The organism is Caballeronia sordidicola (assembly GCF_002220365.1).
Classification (GTDB): Bacteria; Pseudomonadota; Gammaproteobacteria; order Burkholderiales; family Burkholderiaceae; genus Caballeronia; species Caballeronia sordidicola_C.
In genome coordinates, this window is record NZ_MTHB01000054.1 from 1 (window position 1) to 16,435 (window position 16,435).

Annotated in this window: 18 protein-coding genes and 2 pseudogenes; 8 read left to right on the forward strand and 12 right to left on the reverse strand. The window is 56.5% G+C overall.

The window, feature by feature from the left end; all coding sequences use genetic code 11:
- Positions 1-265: transposase (locus tag BSU04_RS09690; protein ID WP_144021174.1), on the forward strand; the 265-nt coding region annotated here is incomplete at its 5' end.
- Positions 266-522: 257 nt separating this feature from the next.
- Positions 523-1,407 (forward strand): annotated as a pseudogene (locus tag BSU04_RS09695) (IS3 family transposase); the annotation flags it as partial.
- Here the strand turns inward: BSU04_RS09695 and BSU04_RS45285 are convergent.
- From BSU04_RS45285 to BSU04_RS09735, 7 genes are all read right to left on the reverse strand, one after another.
- Positions 1,358-1,774 carry a hypothetical protein gene (locus tag BSU04_RS45285; RefSeq protein ID WP_144021175.1) on the reverse strand — a complete coding sequence of 139 codons (417 nt, stop codon included), beginning with the start codon at positions 1,772-1,774 and terminating at the stop codon, positions 1,358-1,360. The pseudogene BSU04_RS09695 and the gene BSU04_RS45285 sit on opposite strands and share 50 nt — an antisense overlap.
- 148 nt (positions 1,775-1,922) lie before the next feature.
- A complete protein-coding gene (locus tag BSU04_RS46350; RefSeq protein WP_179258268.1) occupies positions 1,923-2,093 on the reverse strand; it encodes a hypothetical protein in 171 nt (56 codons plus the stop codon).
- An 802-nt stretch (positions 2,094-2,895) separates the two neighbouring features.
- Positions 2,896-3,744, reverse strand: coding sequence for a lysozyme inhibitor LprI family protein (locus BSU04_RS09710; protein ID WP_179258269.1), 849 nt, complete (start codon positions 3,742-3,744; stop codon positions 2,896-2,898).
- 447 nt (positions 3,745-4,191) lie between these two features.
- Positions 4,192-4,983: a nucleotidyl transferase AbiEii/AbiGii toxin family protein gene (locus BSU04_RS09715; RefSeq protein WP_089160435.1), complete on the reverse strand. Its 792-nt coding sequence runs from the start codon at positions 4,981-4,983 to the stop codon at positions 4,192-4,194.
- A 56-nt stretch (positions 4,984-5,039) separates the two neighbouring features.
- Complete coding sequence (locus BSU04_RS09720) at positions 5,040-5,873, reverse strand: type IV toxin-antitoxin system AbiEi family antitoxin domain-containing protein (protein ID WP_089160425.1); 834 nt, start codon at positions 5,871-5,873, stop codon at positions 5,040-5,042.
- A 270-nt stretch (positions 5,874-6,143) separates the two neighbouring features.
- Positions 6,144-6,461, reverse strand: coding sequence for a hypothetical protein (locus BSU04_RS09725; RefSeq protein ID WP_089160426.1), 318 nt, complete (start codon positions 6,459-6,461; stop codon positions 6,144-6,146).
- A gap of 653 nt (positions 6,462-7,114) precedes the next feature.
- Complete coding sequence (locus BSU04_RS09735) at positions 7,115-8,170, reverse strand: helix-turn-helix transcriptional regulator (protein WP_089160428.1); 1,056 nt, start codon at positions 8,168-8,170, stop codon at positions 7,115-7,117.
- Between the two features lie 522 nt (positions 8,171-8,692).
- On the opposite strand from BSU04_RS09735, the gene BSU04_RS09740 reads away from it, so the two are divergent.
- The 4 genes and pseudogenes from BSU04_RS09740 to BSU04_RS47450 all read left to right on the forward strand — a co-directional run.
- The gene (locus BSU04_RS09740) at positions 8,693-9,553 is read left to right on the forward strand and encodes a hypothetical protein (RefSeq protein ID WP_089160436.1); all 861 of its coding nucleotides are present in this window, start codon (positions 8,693-8,695) and stop codon (positions 9,551-9,553) included.
- An 8-nt stretch (positions 9,554-9,561) separates the two neighbouring features.
- A complete protein-coding gene (locus tag BSU04_RS09745; protein WP_218827253.1) occupies positions 9,562-11,049 on the forward strand; it encodes a hypothetical protein in 1,488 nt (495 codons plus the stop codon).
- 30 nt (positions 11,050-11,079) lie between these two features.
- Entirely contained in the window at positions 11,080-11,244 is a 165-nt protein-coding gene (locus tag BSU04_RS46355; RefSeq protein ID WP_179258270.1) for a hypothetical protein, read from the forward strand.
- A gap of 60 nt (positions 11,245-11,304) precedes the next feature.
- Positions 11,305-11,649, forward strand: a pseudogene (locus BSU04_RS47450) (hypothetical protein); the annotation flags it as partial.
- 83 nt (positions 11,650-11,732) lie between these two features.
- Here the strand turns inward: BSU04_RS47450 and BSU04_RS09755 are convergent.
- A complete protein-coding gene (locus tag BSU04_RS09755) occupies positions 11,733-12,419 on the reverse strand; it encodes a glutathione S-transferase family protein (RefSeq protein WP_089160430.1) in 687 nt (228 codons plus the stop codon).
- Positions 12,420-13,095: 676 nt separating this feature from the next.
- Here BSU04_RS09755 and BSU04_RS09760 point away from each other — a divergent pair.
- Positions 13,096-13,269 (forward strand): hypothetical protein, encoded by a 174-nt coding sequence (locus BSU04_RS09760; RefSeq protein ID WP_089160431.1) that lies wholly within the window; start codon positions 13,096-13,098, stop codon positions 13,267-13,269.
- Positions 13,270-13,320: 51 nt separating this feature from the next.
- Positions 13,321-13,557: a hypothetical protein gene (locus BSU04_RS09765; RefSeq protein ID WP_089160432.1), complete on the forward strand. Its 237-nt coding sequence runs from the start codon at positions 13,321-13,323 to the stop codon at positions 13,555-13,557.
- Between the two features lie 517 nt (positions 13,558-14,074).
- Here BSU04_RS09765 and BSU04_RS09770 read toward each other — a convergent pair.
- The 4 genes from BSU04_RS09770 to BSU04_RS09785 form a co-directional block, all read right to left on the reverse strand.
- Positions 14,075-14,575 carry a hypothetical protein gene (locus BSU04_RS09770; RefSeq protein ID WP_089160433.1) on the reverse strand — a complete coding sequence of 167 codons (501 nt, stop codon included), beginning with the start codon at positions 14,573-14,575 and terminating at the stop codon, positions 14,075-14,077.
- 106 nt (positions 14,576-14,681) lie between these two features.
- Positions 14,682-15,188: a hypothetical protein gene (locus BSU04_RS09775; RefSeq protein ID WP_089160434.1), complete on the reverse strand. Its 507-nt coding sequence runs from the start codon at positions 15,186-15,188 to the stop codon at positions 14,682-14,684.
- Positions 15,181-16,038, reverse strand: coding sequence for a hypothetical protein (locus BSU04_RS09780; RefSeq protein WP_256982384.1), 858 nt, complete (start codon positions 16,036-16,038; stop codon positions 15,181-15,183). The genes BSU04_RS09775 and BSU04_RS09780 overlap by 8 nt, the downstream gene beginning before the upstream one ends.
- A gap of 95 nt (positions 16,039-16,133) precedes the next feature.
- On the reverse strand, positions 16,134-16,435 hold a 302-nt coding region (locus tag BSU04_RS09785; protein WP_144021176.1), incomplete at its 5' end, for a transposase.

Consider the following 16,435-nt stretch of genomic DNA (forward strand, 5'->3'; position numbering starts at 1 on the left):
CACGCCTCACGAGCACAGCAGCGGAGGCAAGCAAAAGTTGCTCGGTATCAGCAAACGGGGAGATCGGTACATCCGCTGGCTGCTGGTCCAAGGAGCGCGGTCGATCATGCGATTTGCGAGCAAGCGAACCGATGCGCTGTCGCGCTGGGTCTGTCAGCTCGCGAGCAGACGTGGGGTGAATGTCGCAGCGGCGGCACTGGCGAACAAACTAGCACGCATAGCGTGGGCGTTGCTTGCCAAGAGCGAGCGCTTCGCGAGCGCATGAATCCATAAAATCTCTGCAGTACAACCACCAGCAGTTTGCGAACGATGAACAATCGATGATGCGATGGGTCTGACCCAGCCTCGAAAATCCGACAGGCATAGTGGCCAAAGAAGGCCGCTGAAGTAATGAGAACGAGGCAGGCGATTTGCATTATGGCCAGCGGTGACCCCGCATAAACAGGCCGAATATATACGTGCAGACTGACACCTTGCATCAAGAGAGGACGCATTGTTTGCAAAACCTGGGGAGTCCATATATATGCCTGGCTTGATTCGCAGCTCCACAGCTATCCGGTGTTGGCGCTGTGCGAAGTCTTGGAGGTGAGCTTCAGTGGCTACCGCAGTTGGAAGCGTGGCGGCACGCCGCAGCGCAAACGGCTGACCGATATTCAGTTGTTGGCCCTGATTCGGTCGGTCCATGCTGAGGTGAAAGGTGCCTACGGATCGCCCCGCATGACGATAGAAATTCGTGCGCGTGGATTTCCGGCGGGCAAAGAACGGGTTGAGCGGCTGATGCGGGAGAACAACATCCGTGCGCGCCATAAGCGTCGCTACAAGGTCACCACGGATTCGAAGCACAAGCTGCCGATCGCCCCCAATTTGCTCGACAGAAACTTCACGACAGATGCACCTAACCAGGTCTTCACTTCGGACATCACGTATATCTGGACCGACGAGGGCTGGCTGTATCTGGCGATCGTACTGGACCTGTTCAACCGCGAGGTTGTTGGCTGGTCGATCAAGGCGAACATGACCACCGACTTGGTGATCGACGCGCTGACAATGGCATGGTTCCGGCGCAAACCGGCCCCGGGCGCGCTGTACCATTCGGATCGTGGCAGCCAGTACGCTAGTCATGACTTTCAGGCGAAACTCGCCGAGTACGGGATGACGTGTTCGATGAGTCGCAAAGGAAATTGTTGGGACAATGCCCCAACTGAAAGCTTCTTCAACAGCTTAAAAAACGAACGGGTTCACGAAAGACGGTACGCCACGCGTGTCGAGGCAACTGCAGACCTGTTTGAATACGTCGAAGTATTTTATAACAGGAGTCGTCGCCACTCCACGCTCGGCCAAGTGTCGCCAACCCAGTTCATGCAAGACTGGATCGCGACTCAGCAGGAGAAGAATCTGGCGGCATAATGTTCGATCCTTGGAACACGAAAAACAAGGGGAAGCTCACTTTGAAATTATCGCGCAGCATTTCGCACGTATGGACTTTCGTCTCGTTTGACGCTTCTTTGTCATCAAGAAGGTCCTGAATGTTCTTTTTCCCAGCGTCCTTCATCTCACCGAAGTAAGCTTTTCCTGCTCGGTCCGGCGTTTGGTCGATCTTCTTGTCGTATGCTTCTGCCATCATCGATTCGACTTCTTTGCAGGCAGAGAATTTTCCAGAGCAAGCCGACAGCGAAAAACCAGCGACGAGGGCGGCTACTAAAACTCCCTTCATTTCATCTCCATTTTCTAGATACGCTTCTTCGCCTAAGATAAGTGGCGCAATGGGTCGCATCTGTGTCTTTGAGCGCACAGACTCTCTAAAAAAACGGAGCGACTAAAAAAGCCCGGCGAAGCCGGGCTGGAGATGGATTTTGTTCCTGTTGCCTTGCTGTCGGTCGACCGGGGGAGCGCCTGCGGCCCGTAGCTACGTTCGAGACGGCCTACGGCGCGACTACAGTATTTGCCGCGACGTTTTTGACGCGCTGGCCATCGTATTTGAGACGCTGACCATCGGACCGCAGCTCAATGCTGTCGTCTGCGTCGGCGACAAAATTCACAGTTGGCATGATGGTCTTGATGTCGAGGCCAAGCGCAACGCTTTCCTTCTTCACCAGCTTCATCGTTGCGATAAGTGTCGGCAGCTCCGAGACGAAAGCCGCAACGTCTTCCCGTCGACGGCATCACCGAATGCCCGGGCGATGATGGAATCCGACGGCATCCGATCCTCGGTCACCTCGTGCGTTCCGTTCGCTTTTATCACAGTCGTTCTCGCAACCGGGCACGGCATGCCTCGGCACTGATAAAGCAGCACGCCCCCTGTCTTAGGTATTGATTGCGCGAGGGTGTAATAGCCGTGAAGCTTGCCGAGATACCTATAGGTAAGTGCGATAGGCTCGGTTGACCAGGTGTGGTCCGGGCCAGTGACGTCTCTCGCAAGTGGTTTGTTGAACCCGTATCCATAAGAATAACCGGACCTTGCGACGTAGCCGTGATTTGGTATCGCCTCTGGCGCTAGGATTTGCGGGGCTGAAGTTAATGGCAATACCTCGGCCACGCTCGATGCCGACGCTGATGGCTTGATTCCAGTTATCTCGTATGCTCTGGCGAGCTTTGCAGATAGTTCTGCGTTTCTTTTTTCTACTTCACCGAGCCGATCATCAAGACCAGCGTTATCTTGGGCGTATGCCTCTAACGCTTGGAACGTCGCCACGACTGCGACGCCGGGCGTCGATGAGACCAGCAAGACGCTAAGCGGCTGGGCGATGAGTTTCTTAAAAATCACTGCTACCTCGGCTCAGTTTTGATTGCGCTCTTTCTGCTCTTAGCAGCGAAACAAAGACGTGCCCATCCTTTCCGGGGGCGCCGCCGCATTACACTCCTTGCGGGGCATGATATCGACGGCAGAAAATCGAGTTACTTGAATTCCGCAGGCTTACGCTGGTGCATGTCTTCAGTGTTGAGTTCGGCAATACGGTCCTGATATGCCTTAGCAACGCAATCGGCCGTCGAGCAAGCATCACGATCTTTCTTTCGCCATTCGACTTGGTCTTTTTTCGTGCCAGCCTTCTCCGCGTCGGGCGTATCCTCCATCAGGCTCTTGTATGCCTGACCCAGTTCGACATCGAGTTGCGAGAGCTCCTGGCTGCTGCATATGAGGCGTTCCGGCCCGCTCGACACTTTCGAGCAGTCAAAGCTCGGTGCGAATCCGGCCAAAGGCGCTTGGGCTGGGGCAGCCGATGGGCTTGCGGCCGTGGTTTGCGCATCAAGCGCGGCGGGAGCAGGGGTGTTCACCGCTACGACCTGCGGGACTTCGATAGGCATGGAAGCCGTAACAGCGTCAGCTGGCGCTGAGACCTTGATCGGATCGGCTGTCTGCGCAGTCGCGTCAGTGGCAGGCACTATTTCGGGTGTAGCGGCGGTGGGCGCAGGCGCTGCTGCTTGCGCGCCGACGGCGGCGACGCTAGTCCCTCGAGTCGCTGGCACTTCAAGATTCGCGATTCGATTCAAGTCATCGGTTGAAATCTTTCGAACGAAACCGAATGCCTCTTGGGTGCCGTCGTGCATCGTCATCATCAACGTGAACGAGGTCTTGTCTTGATTCCACACTTGGCGAACCGTCCACACGGCTGGCTTACCTGTTGCAGCAATCGTCCCCTTAAAATTGACGGTGCCATTTTCGGGGTCGACATCGCCGAGTGTCACAGGTATGAACGTGTCGTTGAGCAGCAGCTTGACCTGGTTGTCAGCGTATTCGATGGTCATTAAGGTGTCTTCGTCCGTTGCCTTCCAGACGCCGGTGATGTTTTCGACTGCGCAAGTAAAACGATGACGAACAAAACCCCGATCAGTTTCTTGAACATGAACTTTTCTTTCCCCGATGTTTAATTTTTGGTCTGACACGCTTGACGCGTTGGTCGAATCCGCCATCGCTATCGGAACGCAAGATAACACGAACCTTACGATTTAGGTGGGTCCGCAGAGGTGCTGATCGGGGCGGCGGCGGGAAGCCGTTTTTTGCGGGTATGCCAAAAGTAACGGCATCCCTTTTGCTCGAAGTATTGTGCGTATGTAGTGCCTTCAGAGCGGACATTGTGGACCGCTTAGGTCGAAAAATTCTTGACGGTTTTCCACGACCATTCGCCGTCGACCTATGTGCCACGAGGCGCGAGTTCAGGCGACGTCGCGCAGGCGTCTTTCTCCACTCAGCGGTCAGGGCAGATGGGGAAGATAGAAGTCTTGAAAGACGTCGTATGCCTCGTTTGGCGAGTAAGCAACACCAAGCGGCAAATAGTTCTTCATGTCGTTGGTAAATTTGGGCGACTGCATGCGCCGTGCGACCTCGGATGCCACCCACCCTTGTGGAATCTTGGACCCCTCCCGGTCCATGTAGAAACGAAACGCGTCTCCGACTATTGTGGGGTCTACTGCGGCGCCACCGGCCTGCGTCACCTCCCACGCGCGCCACAGATCATACAGGTCCCGGCCATGCTCACGCTGCAGCAGCGCGCGTAGTTTCGTGCCGAGCATCTCATTCAGGCCGTACGACGGCACATCGATAACGACTATCGCGCCTTTCCCATCGGGAACGTTCATGGTGACGGGGACTATTGGCAGATATGGCGTTACCTCATTGACGTTGGCCTCGACTTTCAACTGACCGATTGCGCTTTGTCGGTCAATCGGGTCGAAGTTGTAGGTCTGACGGATGATTTGCGAGCGCATCGTCACGTTCCGTACGGCCAGCGTCACCCGGGTCAGGATGCTTTCGGAAGGCCCATTCTCAAACAACGGCTTAAGCACGCGGTTCAGCGCTTTCTTGATGCTGCTAGCGGGCCTATCGCCAATCCTTACCAGATCGATATCTTCGGAGTAGCGAGACGCCGGCGCCAAATGTCCTTTGTGCAGAATTGTTCCGCCGCGCATAGCCACCTGTCCGATTAGAAATTTGTCGGCGAAGATGAGTGCGACCGCGCGACTGATAAGGTAATCCTGCTCGACCATCCACGGCTGAGACCAGTTCGCGTACGGCTGCCAGTTTGCTAACTCCTGCGCTTCTATCATTGCGCTTCCTGAATTTCGTTGATGTCCCGCATGCAATATGTAATTCCCCACCTTGGCTTCGTCATGTTGGCCATCGTCTCGGGTACAGGTTCGGCAAGTAATCGTGTCGTTCGCGTGCGCGGAGACAGCCACTTTTCTACGACCGTGGCCATCTCTTCGAACTTCAGTTCTGAAAGGAGAAACCCTGTGCGTTGAGCAACGGCAACCTGGCCCATGGCGTCCAGCGCGCGAACGAACTCTGATTGTTTCAGGTGAGGGCCGAAGTCCCTAGCTACCCGGGCAACGGACTCAAGCCCGCCGACTTTAGGAAGGTGGCGCATCAAGTCCAGCAGCGTGGCTTCGCGGGTCGAGACGAGATACGCCCCTTTCTCACCCCGCGTTCGCACCGTTGGCGCTGCGGATATATCCTTGCGAAAAGTGAAGAATACTTGCCGTTTGCCTGCGGTCAGGGGTTGACGGAAGCTGCCAACCATCACTTGGTCTGCCTGCAGAGCGTAGTGCGAGGATCCCCAATAGCGCGCTGCAGAGTGAAGTCCAGCATAGTACGTCGGCTCGATGAGTTGCATGGCGTCGTGCAGCCACCAGGAAAGCGGAGGCGCACCGTATGCACGGTATTCCGGGGGCACAATGAGGTAGACCATCGGCCGTTTGTGGATGGTCGTAATCAGGCCACGCTCCACGAAGCGTTTTAGGGAGACACGGATGCCATGTGCATTGTCCAAGCGCCCAGTTGAAGCCGCGAATGTTTCCACGTCAAAAACATATCTCGCGCGACTCTGCAAGTCTGCAAGCGTGGCTTCGGCGGTCCGTGAGTAAGATACTTCAGGCACTTTCTTCTTCCAAAAGTATAGAAAAGAATAATTTAAGTGAGAAAAAAATAATGCACATCGATACGAACTATTTCTTACGCATCAAATGATGCGCGACATTTGTCTCCATAAGATACTATAAAACGTCATTTAAAAAAGAAAAATGTCGCGAGGAGAGCGGTCGCTCCGTCCACCGTTGACCAAGACCCTGGCGCATCACTGATATCTGGCGGTGCAAGAGAAAGCCCTCCGGCGCGGATGGCGGGAGGGCTGAGAACAGCAGAATACGAATCAACCGAGCAAGCGAACTGACCAGGCTCTTGAAATGTTGCGCCCCATCTCAGCGACAAGCGCTGCGACGGTTTTCTCGATTGCATCAGGCGACATGCTTACAGGAAAAATCGCGTGAGTGGTCGCTAATACGTTTTCGCCGGCGCTCGTGAAGTCGCCGTGCCGGAGCCACCAACGATTGCATTCGGCATCAAAATGCAGCCAGATGCTTGCGCGCTTCGGGACAACCGCGGTCTCGAACGTCTTGCTGAATGCATCGACAATCTTATCTTTGCGCCAGCCCAACTGCGCCAGCGCTTCAATGATGAGTTCTTTCATGAGCCTCTCCTGGGACGGGTGATATTGCCTTTACGCTCAGGTATAGCCCTTAGCGGGTCGCGCGGGGGATACCTCGGCCTTCAGGCCGGGTGGACGTCAACAGGACCTCGAGGCCGATGGATTAAAATTTACGCAGGTGAGGAGCTCGATGCGCAGGGAAACAATGAACATAAGCGAATTATCCGTGCGCGCTGTCCAGGCGTAAGGAAAGGCGTCGTGTCAAGCTGCTTCGCTCTCGCGTGCCAGTATTGCTGGCCGAGCACGGGTCTAGCGCCGTAGATTGCCAGGACGCGCTCTAGATGCGCGATTACCTGGTCGATGTTCTTTGTGGTGTAGGGGCTGGACAAAATCGCAGCTCCTGCTGACTTCGATTTCATTTGATTTTTCAACACCTGTAGGGGCTTAACAGGATCATTCTTGCCGTTCACCGGGACACAACCTGTCCACGTCGCTTGCTATTTTTATAATCGCACGATGGTGAATTGGATGCCTCGCACTCGGTGCTCCGCGCGAGTGTCAGTTACGCACGCGCCGTCGCACGAGGCGATGACCACCCAGGCCAGCCCGCGAATCGTTTATAAAAAACAAATTCCGGTCGCGGCGCGAGCGTCGATGGAAGGAGCGTCGTCGCAAAGTCCTTCCCGCGACGCCGGTTACAAACCGTAGCGTGTGGCGAGCTTACGGAATTCCGCGCCAAACTCTTCGCGTAGCGGCAAAGGTGAAAGGACTTCGACGCTAGCACCGAACGAGCGCAGCCACCAACGCAACTTCAAACTAGGGATGACAGTACCCGTCACCCTCATTCTTCCGTCGGCGAGCATATCGATTTCCTGATCTTTCGCCATCGGTGTTTCCTTGAGATGGTTTCCAGCGGTCCCATCAAAGGCGATTACGAGCTGCACTGCCGGTTCGGTTAGGAAATTAAATACTTGCTCGCCCTCGACATAGCTGCGCAAGCTGAAGTCGTCCGGGTAAGCGAAAGTCTTGCCCGATTCAACCGCCGACAAAATCCGGTCAAGCCGAAAAAGACTTCGCAGCCATTGAACCTTTGGTTTGTCCATGCGAGGCTCAAATGAGGGGTCCTGCGCGACCATGTACATCACTCCAGCAGACTCCACCAGGGCGAGCGGCCATAACGTCTTCGGTTTTAGGTCCTCTGTTTCACGCTTACCCGCTGGCCGATATCTCACAGACACTTCTCTTTCAAAGAAAGTTGCCGTCGCGATGACATGGAAAATGTCTTCACGCAGATTTGGGCGGATAAGGGTAAAGGTGCCGTCGACTGAGTCGACCTTATCAGGCCAAGCCCGGTAAATCCGGTTGTCTGCTTTCTCTTGGGAAAGCCGCACCTCGGCGGCGGAGAAAAGCGACTCGAGGTCTTTGGTAACAGCAGCAGGCAACTTGTTGCCTGCGAAGCGCTGCAGAATGTGAAAAGCGACTGCTTCGGCGGCCCCCATCAGACCCGCACTGTCGCGCGCCCCTTGCAACCACGGCGCTCGTTGCCAGAGCAGTTCGCGGCCATTTGACGTCGATAAAACAACTTTTTTCTTCTCCAGCTTGGCCAGCTCGCGCAAAACCTTCTTCGGGTACTTCGTGCGATGCCCTCGGTCTTCAAGTTGTTGCCGGACTTCGGGCGTGGCCATCCAGGCCGTTGCATCACGCTCCGTCGGGAGGATACGCAGAATTGCTTCGTCAAGACTTGTGGTCATTGGTCCTTTTGTAATATTTATTCTCGATTCCTTCGCGTGTCACCAGCGCGAAATTTACGTTCTTGCGTCGACGCCTGTAGACCCGGATTCTACGTTCGATTGAGACAGTTGATGTCCCGATTCAACGCCACTACGAGGCGGCCTGCTGCTTGTTTTGTCCAAACCCTGCAACCAGCGATGCGCTATCTGCGGCCGGATGTGCGCGTATCTAGCGTGGGCTCTAGGGTACTTAAGACAGACCGATTTTTTTGATTGACGTATCCGCCTCGGGACATGAACTGTCCCAAACAGGTTTCAGTATCTGACCTCAAGCGATACGCGTGCTTTTTGATCTATTGCCGTCAGGAAAGGCAGATGGTGCGAATTGACCTAAAGTTTGACGCCCCACGCGCCGATATACCGCAGGGTTACTTTTTTCTCGACTACGAGAAGTGAATGAAGCATGCAGCATTGCTTGCTCAGCGCGACAGTTCGGCCCGGGGTGGCCGGCGTTGGGGAAGTCAGAAAGAACCGGAGAGTCAAATGCTTAATAGAGAGGCAGCATCCACCGCGCGTAATCAACTCGAGGCGGCTGCGAAAGAATATGACATCCGCCAGGCCGAAGTTCAGGCTCTTGCCACCGCGCTCTACAACCTTCGACGCGACAGCAGCAAACTGCTGATTGGTGCTGTCGAGACTTACGTCAACGGTCTTGCTTCGACGCCGAAGGAATTTGACCGTGCCTTTGCAGAATATAAAGTCGAGTACCGGACCTTCGAGGGTGTCGTCGCAGAAGTCGACCGGCAGATGCACGACATAAATGTGACCGGTGGCGCGGCCACGGGAGTGGGCGTGGCTGCCGGTGCTTCGACGGCACTGCTGGCCCCGACAGCTGCTATGGCCATCGCAACGACTTTCGGCACCGCCTCAACGGGTACGGCCATTGCCTCGCTTTCAGGCGCAGCAGCAACGAACGCCGCGCTTGCTTGGTTGGGCGGTGGGGCACTAGCCGCAGGCGGTGGAGGGATGTCCGCGGGCGGTGCGCTGCTTGCATTGGCTGGACCCATAGGCTGGACCTTGGCCGGAGCCGCGGTAGTTGGGGGTGGCCTCTTCGTGTGGCGAGCGAATGGGAAGGTTGCGGCAGACGCACATGAACGGCGGATACCCATCGAAAAGGGCACTGCCTCGCTCAGGATAGCCGCTGCCGAAATCGAGGGCCTCAGGAATCTGACGCACACCCATACCATCGGAATGAAGTCGCTGCTCGGCAAGCTCAAGCGAGCAGCGCCGGCAAACTATCGCCAGTTTTCCGCGGAAAACAAGGAAACGCTGGGCGCACTCATCAATCATGTGCGGTCGCTGTCGACATTGCTGAACAAGACCATTCTGGCGAACGCTTCATGAGACCAGACATGACTATCGACTGTACGGCCCAAGCACCCGGTAGCGCTACATTGAACGCAGCGTCGGTGCGGGCTGACACTTCTGCTATGGCCGATCAGGCCGTGGGCATTTATGTTGGCGGCCTAAACAGCGCCCGTGCGGCTGCCGAGACCGTATTGCAGTCTGCCCAGGACAAGGCGTTCGACAACGCGCTGGAAGCGATGGATACGTTGCGCAGCTTCATCGGTGAGCCGAGCAAGATTCTCGGCAGCCTGAAGACGAAACACGGCGAAATAGCAGAACAAGTTGAAGTCGCAGTGCGCCGCGCACGCGACTTTCTTGCGCAGACAACACCGCGGGCAACGTTCGACGGGGTTGGGCGCACCGCACCGGTGGACTACAAAATCGACGGTATCGACGTTCAGTCGAAATTTATAAACGGTGCGAATAACGGCCTTACGCAAGTCCTCGAGCACATGGACACCTACAAGGACTTCGGCGACAACGGCTTTTATCACATCCCCAAGGACCAGCACGCCCAAATTCTCGAGGTCCTCAAGGGTAATACGGGCGAGCTCAGCGATAAGACGGTGCGTGCGATTCACGAAAAGGTTGCGGAAATCGAGTTCACGAGTGGCCAGCCGTTCGCCGAGGTCGTACAGCCCTCGGTGTCGACATATCGTGAGGTGCAGCTTGGCAAGGTGGATGAAACGGTAAGCCACCACGAGCAGGACCTCAAGAAGCAGAACGAGGTACTCAAGGACCAGATTCGCATCAAGCACGAGCCGTCGATTGCCGAAGGCGTGAGGGCAGCGGCGGGCGCGGCAGCCGTTGGCGCAGCGGTCGGCCTTACAACGAAGGTGTGGAAAAAGTATCGTTGCGAAGGAAAAAACGTCTTCGCCGGGCAATTTACCCTGGAGGACTGGAAGGAAGTCGGCTTGTCTACTGCGAAGGGTGCCGCAGGCGGCGCAGTTGCTGGTGGCGCAATTTATGCATTGACGAATTGTGCGGCGTTGTCGGCGCCGTTCGCTGGCGCCTTCGTCAGTGCGGCCAAGGGCATGGCGTCTCTTGTCGCGGATTACCGCGGAGGGAAGCTTTCGCTCGACGCGCTCATCGACAACGCGATGTTCGTGTGCAGTGACGCAGCGATTGTGGGACTGTGCACGGCCGCCGGCCAAGCGTTGATTCCTGTGCCAGTGCTCGGTGCAGTACTGGGCTCCATCGCAGGCAAGTTCATTTCCACCTTCATCGGCGGCAAGGCTCGCGAAGTCACCAACCGGCTTGCGGAACGCATGAAACGCGTGGTCGCCGCACTAGACAAAGCGGTCCGCAAAGTCCTCAAGTCTCTGGAGCAGATGTTTGACCGACTGGGCGACCTGACTGTTGCCGCGTTTGACCTGTCCGCCAATACACGTTTGCTTGAAACGAGTCTTGCGCTCGCTCGGGCACATGGTGTGAACGAATCACTTCTCATCAGGACCGATTCGGACCTGGACGCCTTCATGACGGCCCTTTAACCGCTGTCATCAACCAACGGAGATATGCTCATGACGATTTTCTGGACCTCGCTCACAGCGGCGCTCTACGGCTGCCTCGAGATTCTGGGCACGTTACTCGGCACTGCCCTGGCTAAAGCCTTTGTATGCTTTCTCGTTGCGGCGCTTCTAGTGGCCATCGTTGAGATGTTTAGGCAGCAGAATGCCGCCGCGTAGTACAGACCTAGCCCTCTTCAATCTGGCAGTGCGACGAGACATGACGTTGGTATCGCGCACACCCCTCACGTGGCGCAAAACACATCGGGACGACGCTCGGCTGTCGCCGACACAATTGCGGCGAGTGTGGGCTATGCCATTTCGCAACAGAAGCGCAAGTTGATCGAACAAGGCTTCGGGTGGGTGAAGACCGTCGGACGTATGCGTCAGGTCGCGGTAAGGGGGCTCAAGAGGGTCGACCAAATGTTCGTTCTGAACAGGCGTCCAACAATCCTTAACACTTGCCGCCGATCGCCGTCATGCCGTCGGCCTGAAGTGGTCCTTCAAACTAAGACGCGCACAGCGAACGTTCGACCGGAATCGCTGTGCACCAGTAGAAGGTCCGCGGATGGTCTCGCTGAATGATTCACGTTTCCTGGCAGCTGCCATCAGGTCGGCACCGCTAAAATCCGCGGTGCGTGGTCGGGATCGCTGGAATTCCCGTTGGCTCAGGCGCCAATGCGTGCATTCTGGGGAAACAACACCTTGCGTGCGTCGTCGTCCATTTCGGTCTTAAATACATAACGCGCCTTGAGCGCTTCGGCTCGCTGGGCCGCTGGTCGGGCGTTGATCTCATCGAGCAGACGCTTGACATGCGGCAGTTTTTCCCACGCCTCGGGCCCGAGTACAAAGGGCACGGCCCGTGCCCATCCCCATACAGCCATGTCTACCAGCGTGTATTCGTCGCCGAGCATGTAGCGGTGTTGGGCCAACTGAGCATCGATGATGCTCCAGTGGCGCCACGCCTCGAAGTCGTAGCGGTTCACGGCGTAGTCCTTAGGCTCCGGCGCAAAGTGCTTGAAATGCACGGCCTGGCCTGAGTAAGGCCCAATGCCGGTGGCCACGAACATCAGCCACGAGTACATTTGCGCCCGCGCCTCGGGAGTGCTCGCCGGTAGGAATCGCCCCGTCTTCTCGGCCAGGTAAAGCAGGATGGCGTTGCTGTCGAAGACGGTCGCGTCGCCATCGACCAGCGCGGGCGTCTTCGCGTTAGGGTTGATCGCCGTGAAGGCCGGGGAGTGCTGCTCGCCTTTGCGGGTGTCGACAGGCACAAGTTCATACGGCAGGCCGCTTTCTTCGAGAAACAATGCGATCTTGGCGGGGTTGGGCGAAGGGTGGTAGTAAAACTTGATCATGAGCTGGCCTGTGGGCGAGTGGGACGACTGATTATAGGCGGCGGACTTCCCTTTGCACGCACCCGGCTGACACCCACGGTCCGAACGGGTCGACGCCCGTCCTTTGGGGCCGGCGACAACCGGCCATAGACGGTCCTTCGTCGTGGCGCGCAAAAGCCATTCAACACCGATAAAACGCGGCCGATTGCCCGTTGAGCGTAGGACCGGGTTTGTAAAGGATGTTGGACATCTGCTCCAATCCGCAGGCAGATGGATACTTGGGTGCCGGCGGGCAGGTGTTCGACAGGCCTGAACAATTTGAACGGTTTGAGTTGCTCGAGACAATTGTTATCGCTTGGTCTTGGAAACGCCCTGGAAGCTCTCAAAGATCCTGTTAAAGCAACGCTTGACGACTTCGAATGCAACACAGTTTCGAAGATGCAGAGCGAGGCAAGCTTAAAAAAAAGCAACCCATGGTTAGGTGTCTACTTGTACCGCCGCCAGACAAGCCAACCTTACTCAGTCCCACGGCAAGCAGCGAAAAATCGCTCGCATGAAGTCACCGGAATAGACCGAAAAAAGTAACCGAAATTTAGTCGACATTGCTCATATCTGATGCCTGGCCCGGAATCTGCGCACCCTATGGTGCAGCCGCGATTTCGGACGACTAGCTTCCACGAACAATTAAAAAGGCTCCATGACAGATCCCCGCAATGTCGCGCACGACAAAAAAGTGCAGCAGGAAAAAAAACACCATGGCGAAGACATCGCTCCCGACGCGGAGCACGCGCCGCAACCGGGCAAGAAGCCGCACATCAAGCATGATGATACGAAGGACGATAATTTACCCTCCGACGATGCCAGTAGCTAGGCTCCGAGCCAAGCGCCCCGGGCATTTCCAAAGCCAACAGGAGCTAAATGCATGACCAAAGAAATCCTCTCGGCCGAGAATATCCAGAAGGCGATTAACATGAAGCTCGAAGAGGCTGGGCTAGGGCCAACCTACCGCGTCGGCTTGCCCGCGCGGCTGGTGCCGCCCGCGCTTGACGGCCATAACTGGCATTTCATCGACGTCTTGACTGGTGACGTGGAAGAGATTACTACGGTGACTGCCGTGCTCTCCGACGCCCGCCATCGATACGTTATGGCGGATGACTAAGGGCGGTTCTCGCGAAGCTTCGCAAGGCCGGCAACATTGTTATCGGGGCGACCTGCCCAGGCTGCCCACTCACTCCGGTAGCTTTGGTGGTGCTGTCACGCGATTGCCCGCGTCCAGATTTGAGGGGCAGGAACGGGCGCGACGAACTCTCTTCACCGTAACTCTCCACGGCGTCCGTCGACACGACATCACGCATCGGAAATCGAGGTCATCCGAAATATTTAGGATAGCTAACGAAACAAGTGATTCTTGGCACCTATGGTCGGTTGTTGCGTTGGTTCGGTTTTTCAGAGTCGTTATATTTTAAAGGGGAAGGCGACCGACTTATCCACAGGATATTCACAATTCTGCGGGTTCGGTGTTGCGTCGGCGGTAAGTACGAGTTTGTTGCAGCATGCAGACGTCTGTGATGCAACGGTCAGCAGGCAATTGCACGCATGGTATGTGGCTACGTGTTGCGCAGCTTCGATCCGCACCCATGGGCCGCCCCTACCGACAGTTCCTGATCTAGACAGCTTTACGCTGCGACATTCGTCCGGGTACCGAGTCGCCACAGCATGTCGATGTTTTTTAGATATGTGGCGACGTCCTCAGGTGCCGCGTGGATGATTGAATGTCGCGAACTATCAACGCTGTTCACTTCTGCAGTCCACGGATCCTCAAGGCTCGTGCAAACGCTCTCGACATCGTCACGATAACGCTGGAAAGTCGCGTCATCCCACGCGTCTATGACTGCCGGCGCCAGGAGTATCGAGAGCACGCCTTTCCGTTCGCCGATGAATCGAACCGGAGCCAGCAGGCCGCCGAGGTAGAGGATCAGAATCGCATCGATGATCCGCTCGTCGTGGTCCTCATCCCAAACAATAGCGAAGTCAAGGAATGTGGCGCTCTGGAGCGGATTCAGCAGTTCATCGTGCCACGTCGGTACTCGCAGAACGGAGTAGTGACTTCCGCGGCCCAGATGGCCAACCGGACGAGTTTCGTCATGCAGCGTCTGGAAGAACGGGCAGTAGGACATGTGACACTCCTTTCGGGAGAGGGCGGCGTCAGCCGCGAAGCTCGGCCATTTCGTGGCAAAGCGTTCGTCAAACGTTAGCATACCGCTCTAGCGCGAGTCCACGAACTCAGCGTTGCTTCTTCGCCGGGCCACGGGCCGGCTTGACGTGATGATCCGGGGACATTGTTGACACGGTCGCCTCCGGCAGCGCGCCAAGCTCGGCGAGTTTGTCTCGTGCTTCCCGATACGGCTCGTAGAACTTCGCCCACTTGCTGAAACCACCTAGTTCACCAACGGCGCGTAGCATGGCGAGGTGCGATGCCGTTAGCAACTCAACAGTCGACTCAAGCTCTGCGATCTGGATATTCTTGTCGGCTAGTGATGTTGCCGTGTCTGCGCCGGACCGTCTTGCAACGCGAGCGCGCCAGCGCCGATACTCCGCCTGACGCTGCTGATATTCAGCAAGCAGCTTACTTCTTGGTTCACTGCGCGTGATAGATGATGCAGCATTGATGGACGGGTGCCGTCGGGCGACGGCGCGTGCCGTAATGTCTTCGTCATCGGCCAGCAACCTTTCGAGGATCTCGCGCATTTCGTTGTTGTTGGACGGTGCAATCTCGTTCGGTTTAGTCATCAAGTACTCCACGTTCCCGGGGCTGTGACAGGTCCGGGCCATCCGGAAAGGGACGTTCTCCTGGTGGCGTCGTGAGAAGCTTCCGTACGCCGGCCAGGCGCCTTTCTGCATGGTCGAGCTGATTCCTCCAGCCGATGCTCGTCGACGGCCGGGTGTTGATTGTTTCCACCGCGAGCTTGAATTTGCCTTCTAAGCGAATGAGGTTCCGTCGATTCTCCGGCAGATCAGTTGCCGAGAGATGGCGGCAATCCGCGAAGCATTCGAGATGTTTGGGGCACGGGTCAACCGTAAATGAATTCAGGCAGTGCCCGTACGGCGTGGCGTGGAAGCCGTCCGCTTCGGCGCGCAGATATTCATACGCTGCGGCGTCACTCTCCGTTGCCTGGATATGGTGAAACGCATCGACGATCGGACCGTTGGCTTTGCCGCCCTTGATGAGCCGGGCAACCGTACTCGCTTTTTCACCGAGCATGATCTCGATATCCAGCGGGATTTCGATCTGGTCAAGATCCTCGGCCAAGCTGCGATGATCGTACTCGTAGCTTTGTGCGACGCTGCGCCGGTTGAAGCGTTTGGAGATGATAGTGTCGGCAACGCCCAGCCGAAACAGCTCCGTGTTTTGCAGATGACGCAGCATATGCGACTCGAGCTTCAACCCTCGATCCTCGTCCGACTCACCATATTTTTCAAATAGCGATGGTATGTTTTTGTTGTCCCCAAGCGCTAAACCTACAAACCGCGGATCTGGCCGGCCAACTGCCATGTAGCGGGTCACGTCGCACAAGCCGTCGTTCCGCTCCTCTGCAAGCGAGCGCTTCGGATGGATGAGCAGCAACTCCCACGAATGCACTGCGCCAGTCACCGACGGCAGTGGTGCCGTGTCTGATACCTTTGTCGGTGTCGTAGAGCGGATATGTTGTTCTAACTCACCGACGCGCAGGGGCTCTATGCCGTTTTGAGTGGAACTTGACGGCTGGCGCGATAGCGTTTAATCCCTTGATCACGCGAGGCGGCGGGACGCAAAGGGTTTTGCGGCAAATGTTTTAGCCTGGACATGCGGAGGTAGGCGATGGCCACGAAGTTCTTCACGGTTCGAAATCCGCGCGCGGCCCGCTTGGTTTGTTGGAGCATGCCATTCATCGCCTCGACATAGGCATTGCTGCGACCGTCGAGCATGCCGCGCACGACGCCCGGCAGACGCTCCTTGAGCGTCGTGGCCAGCCGCCTGAACGGCTCAAGCCGACAAC

What these genes read in the sequence shown, in the direction of transcription:
- BSU04_RS45285 (WP_144021175.1), bottom strand. Translation starts at nt 1,774, where the DNA reads ATGCGACCCATTGCGCCACTTATCTTAGGCGAAGAAGCGTATCTAGAA.
- BSU04_RS09710 (WP_179258269.1), bottom strand. Translation starts at nt 3,744, where the DNA reads ATGACCATCGAATACGCTGACAACCAGGTCAAGCTGCTGCTCAACGAC.
- BSU04_RS09715 (WP_089160435.1), bottom strand. Translation starts at nt 4,983, where the DNA reads ATGGTCGAGCAGGATTACCTTATCAGTCGCGCGGTCGCACTCATCTTC.
- BSU04_RS09725 (WP_089160426.1), bottom strand. Translation starts at nt 6,461, where the DNA reads ATGAAAGAACTCATCATTGAAGCGCTGGCGCAGTTGGGCTGGCGCAAA.
- BSU04_RS09735 (WP_089160428.1), bottom strand. Translation starts at nt 8,170, where the DNA reads ATGACCACAAGTCTTGACGAAGCAATTCTGCGTATCCTCCCGACGGAG.
- BSU04_RS09740 (WP_089160436.1), top strand. Translation starts at nt 8,693, where the DNA reads ATGCTTAATAGAGAGGCAGCATCCACCGCGCGTAATCAACTCGAGGCG.
- BSU04_RS09745 (WP_218827253.1), top strand. Translation starts at nt 9,562, where the DNA reads ATGACTATCGACTGTACGGCCCAAGCACCCGGTAGCGCTACATTGAAC.
- BSU04_RS46355 (WP_179258270.1), top strand. Translation starts at nt 11,080, where the DNA reads ATGACGATTTTCTGGACCTCGCTCACAGCGGCGCTCTACGGCTGCCTC.
- BSU04_RS09755 (WP_089160430.1), bottom strand. Translation starts at nt 12,419, where the DNA reads ATGATCAAGTTTTACTACCACCCTTCGCCCAACCCCGCCAAGATCGCA.
- BSU04_RS09760 (WP_089160431.1), top strand. Translation starts at nt 13,096, where the DNA reads ATGACAGATCCCCGCAATGTCGCGCACGACAAAAAAGTGCAGCAGGAA.
- BSU04_RS09765 (WP_089160432.1), top strand. Translation starts at nt 13,321, where the DNA reads ATGACCAAAGAAATCCTCTCGGCCGAGAATATCCAGAAGGCGATTAAC.
- BSU04_RS09770 (WP_089160433.1), bottom strand. Translation starts at nt 14,575, where the DNA reads ATGTCCTACTGCCCGTTCTTCCAGACGCTGCATGACGAAACTCGTCCG.
- BSU04_RS09775 (WP_089160434.1), bottom strand. Translation starts at nt 15,188, where the DNA reads ATGACTAAACCGAACGAGATTGCACCGTCCAACAACAACGAAATGCGC.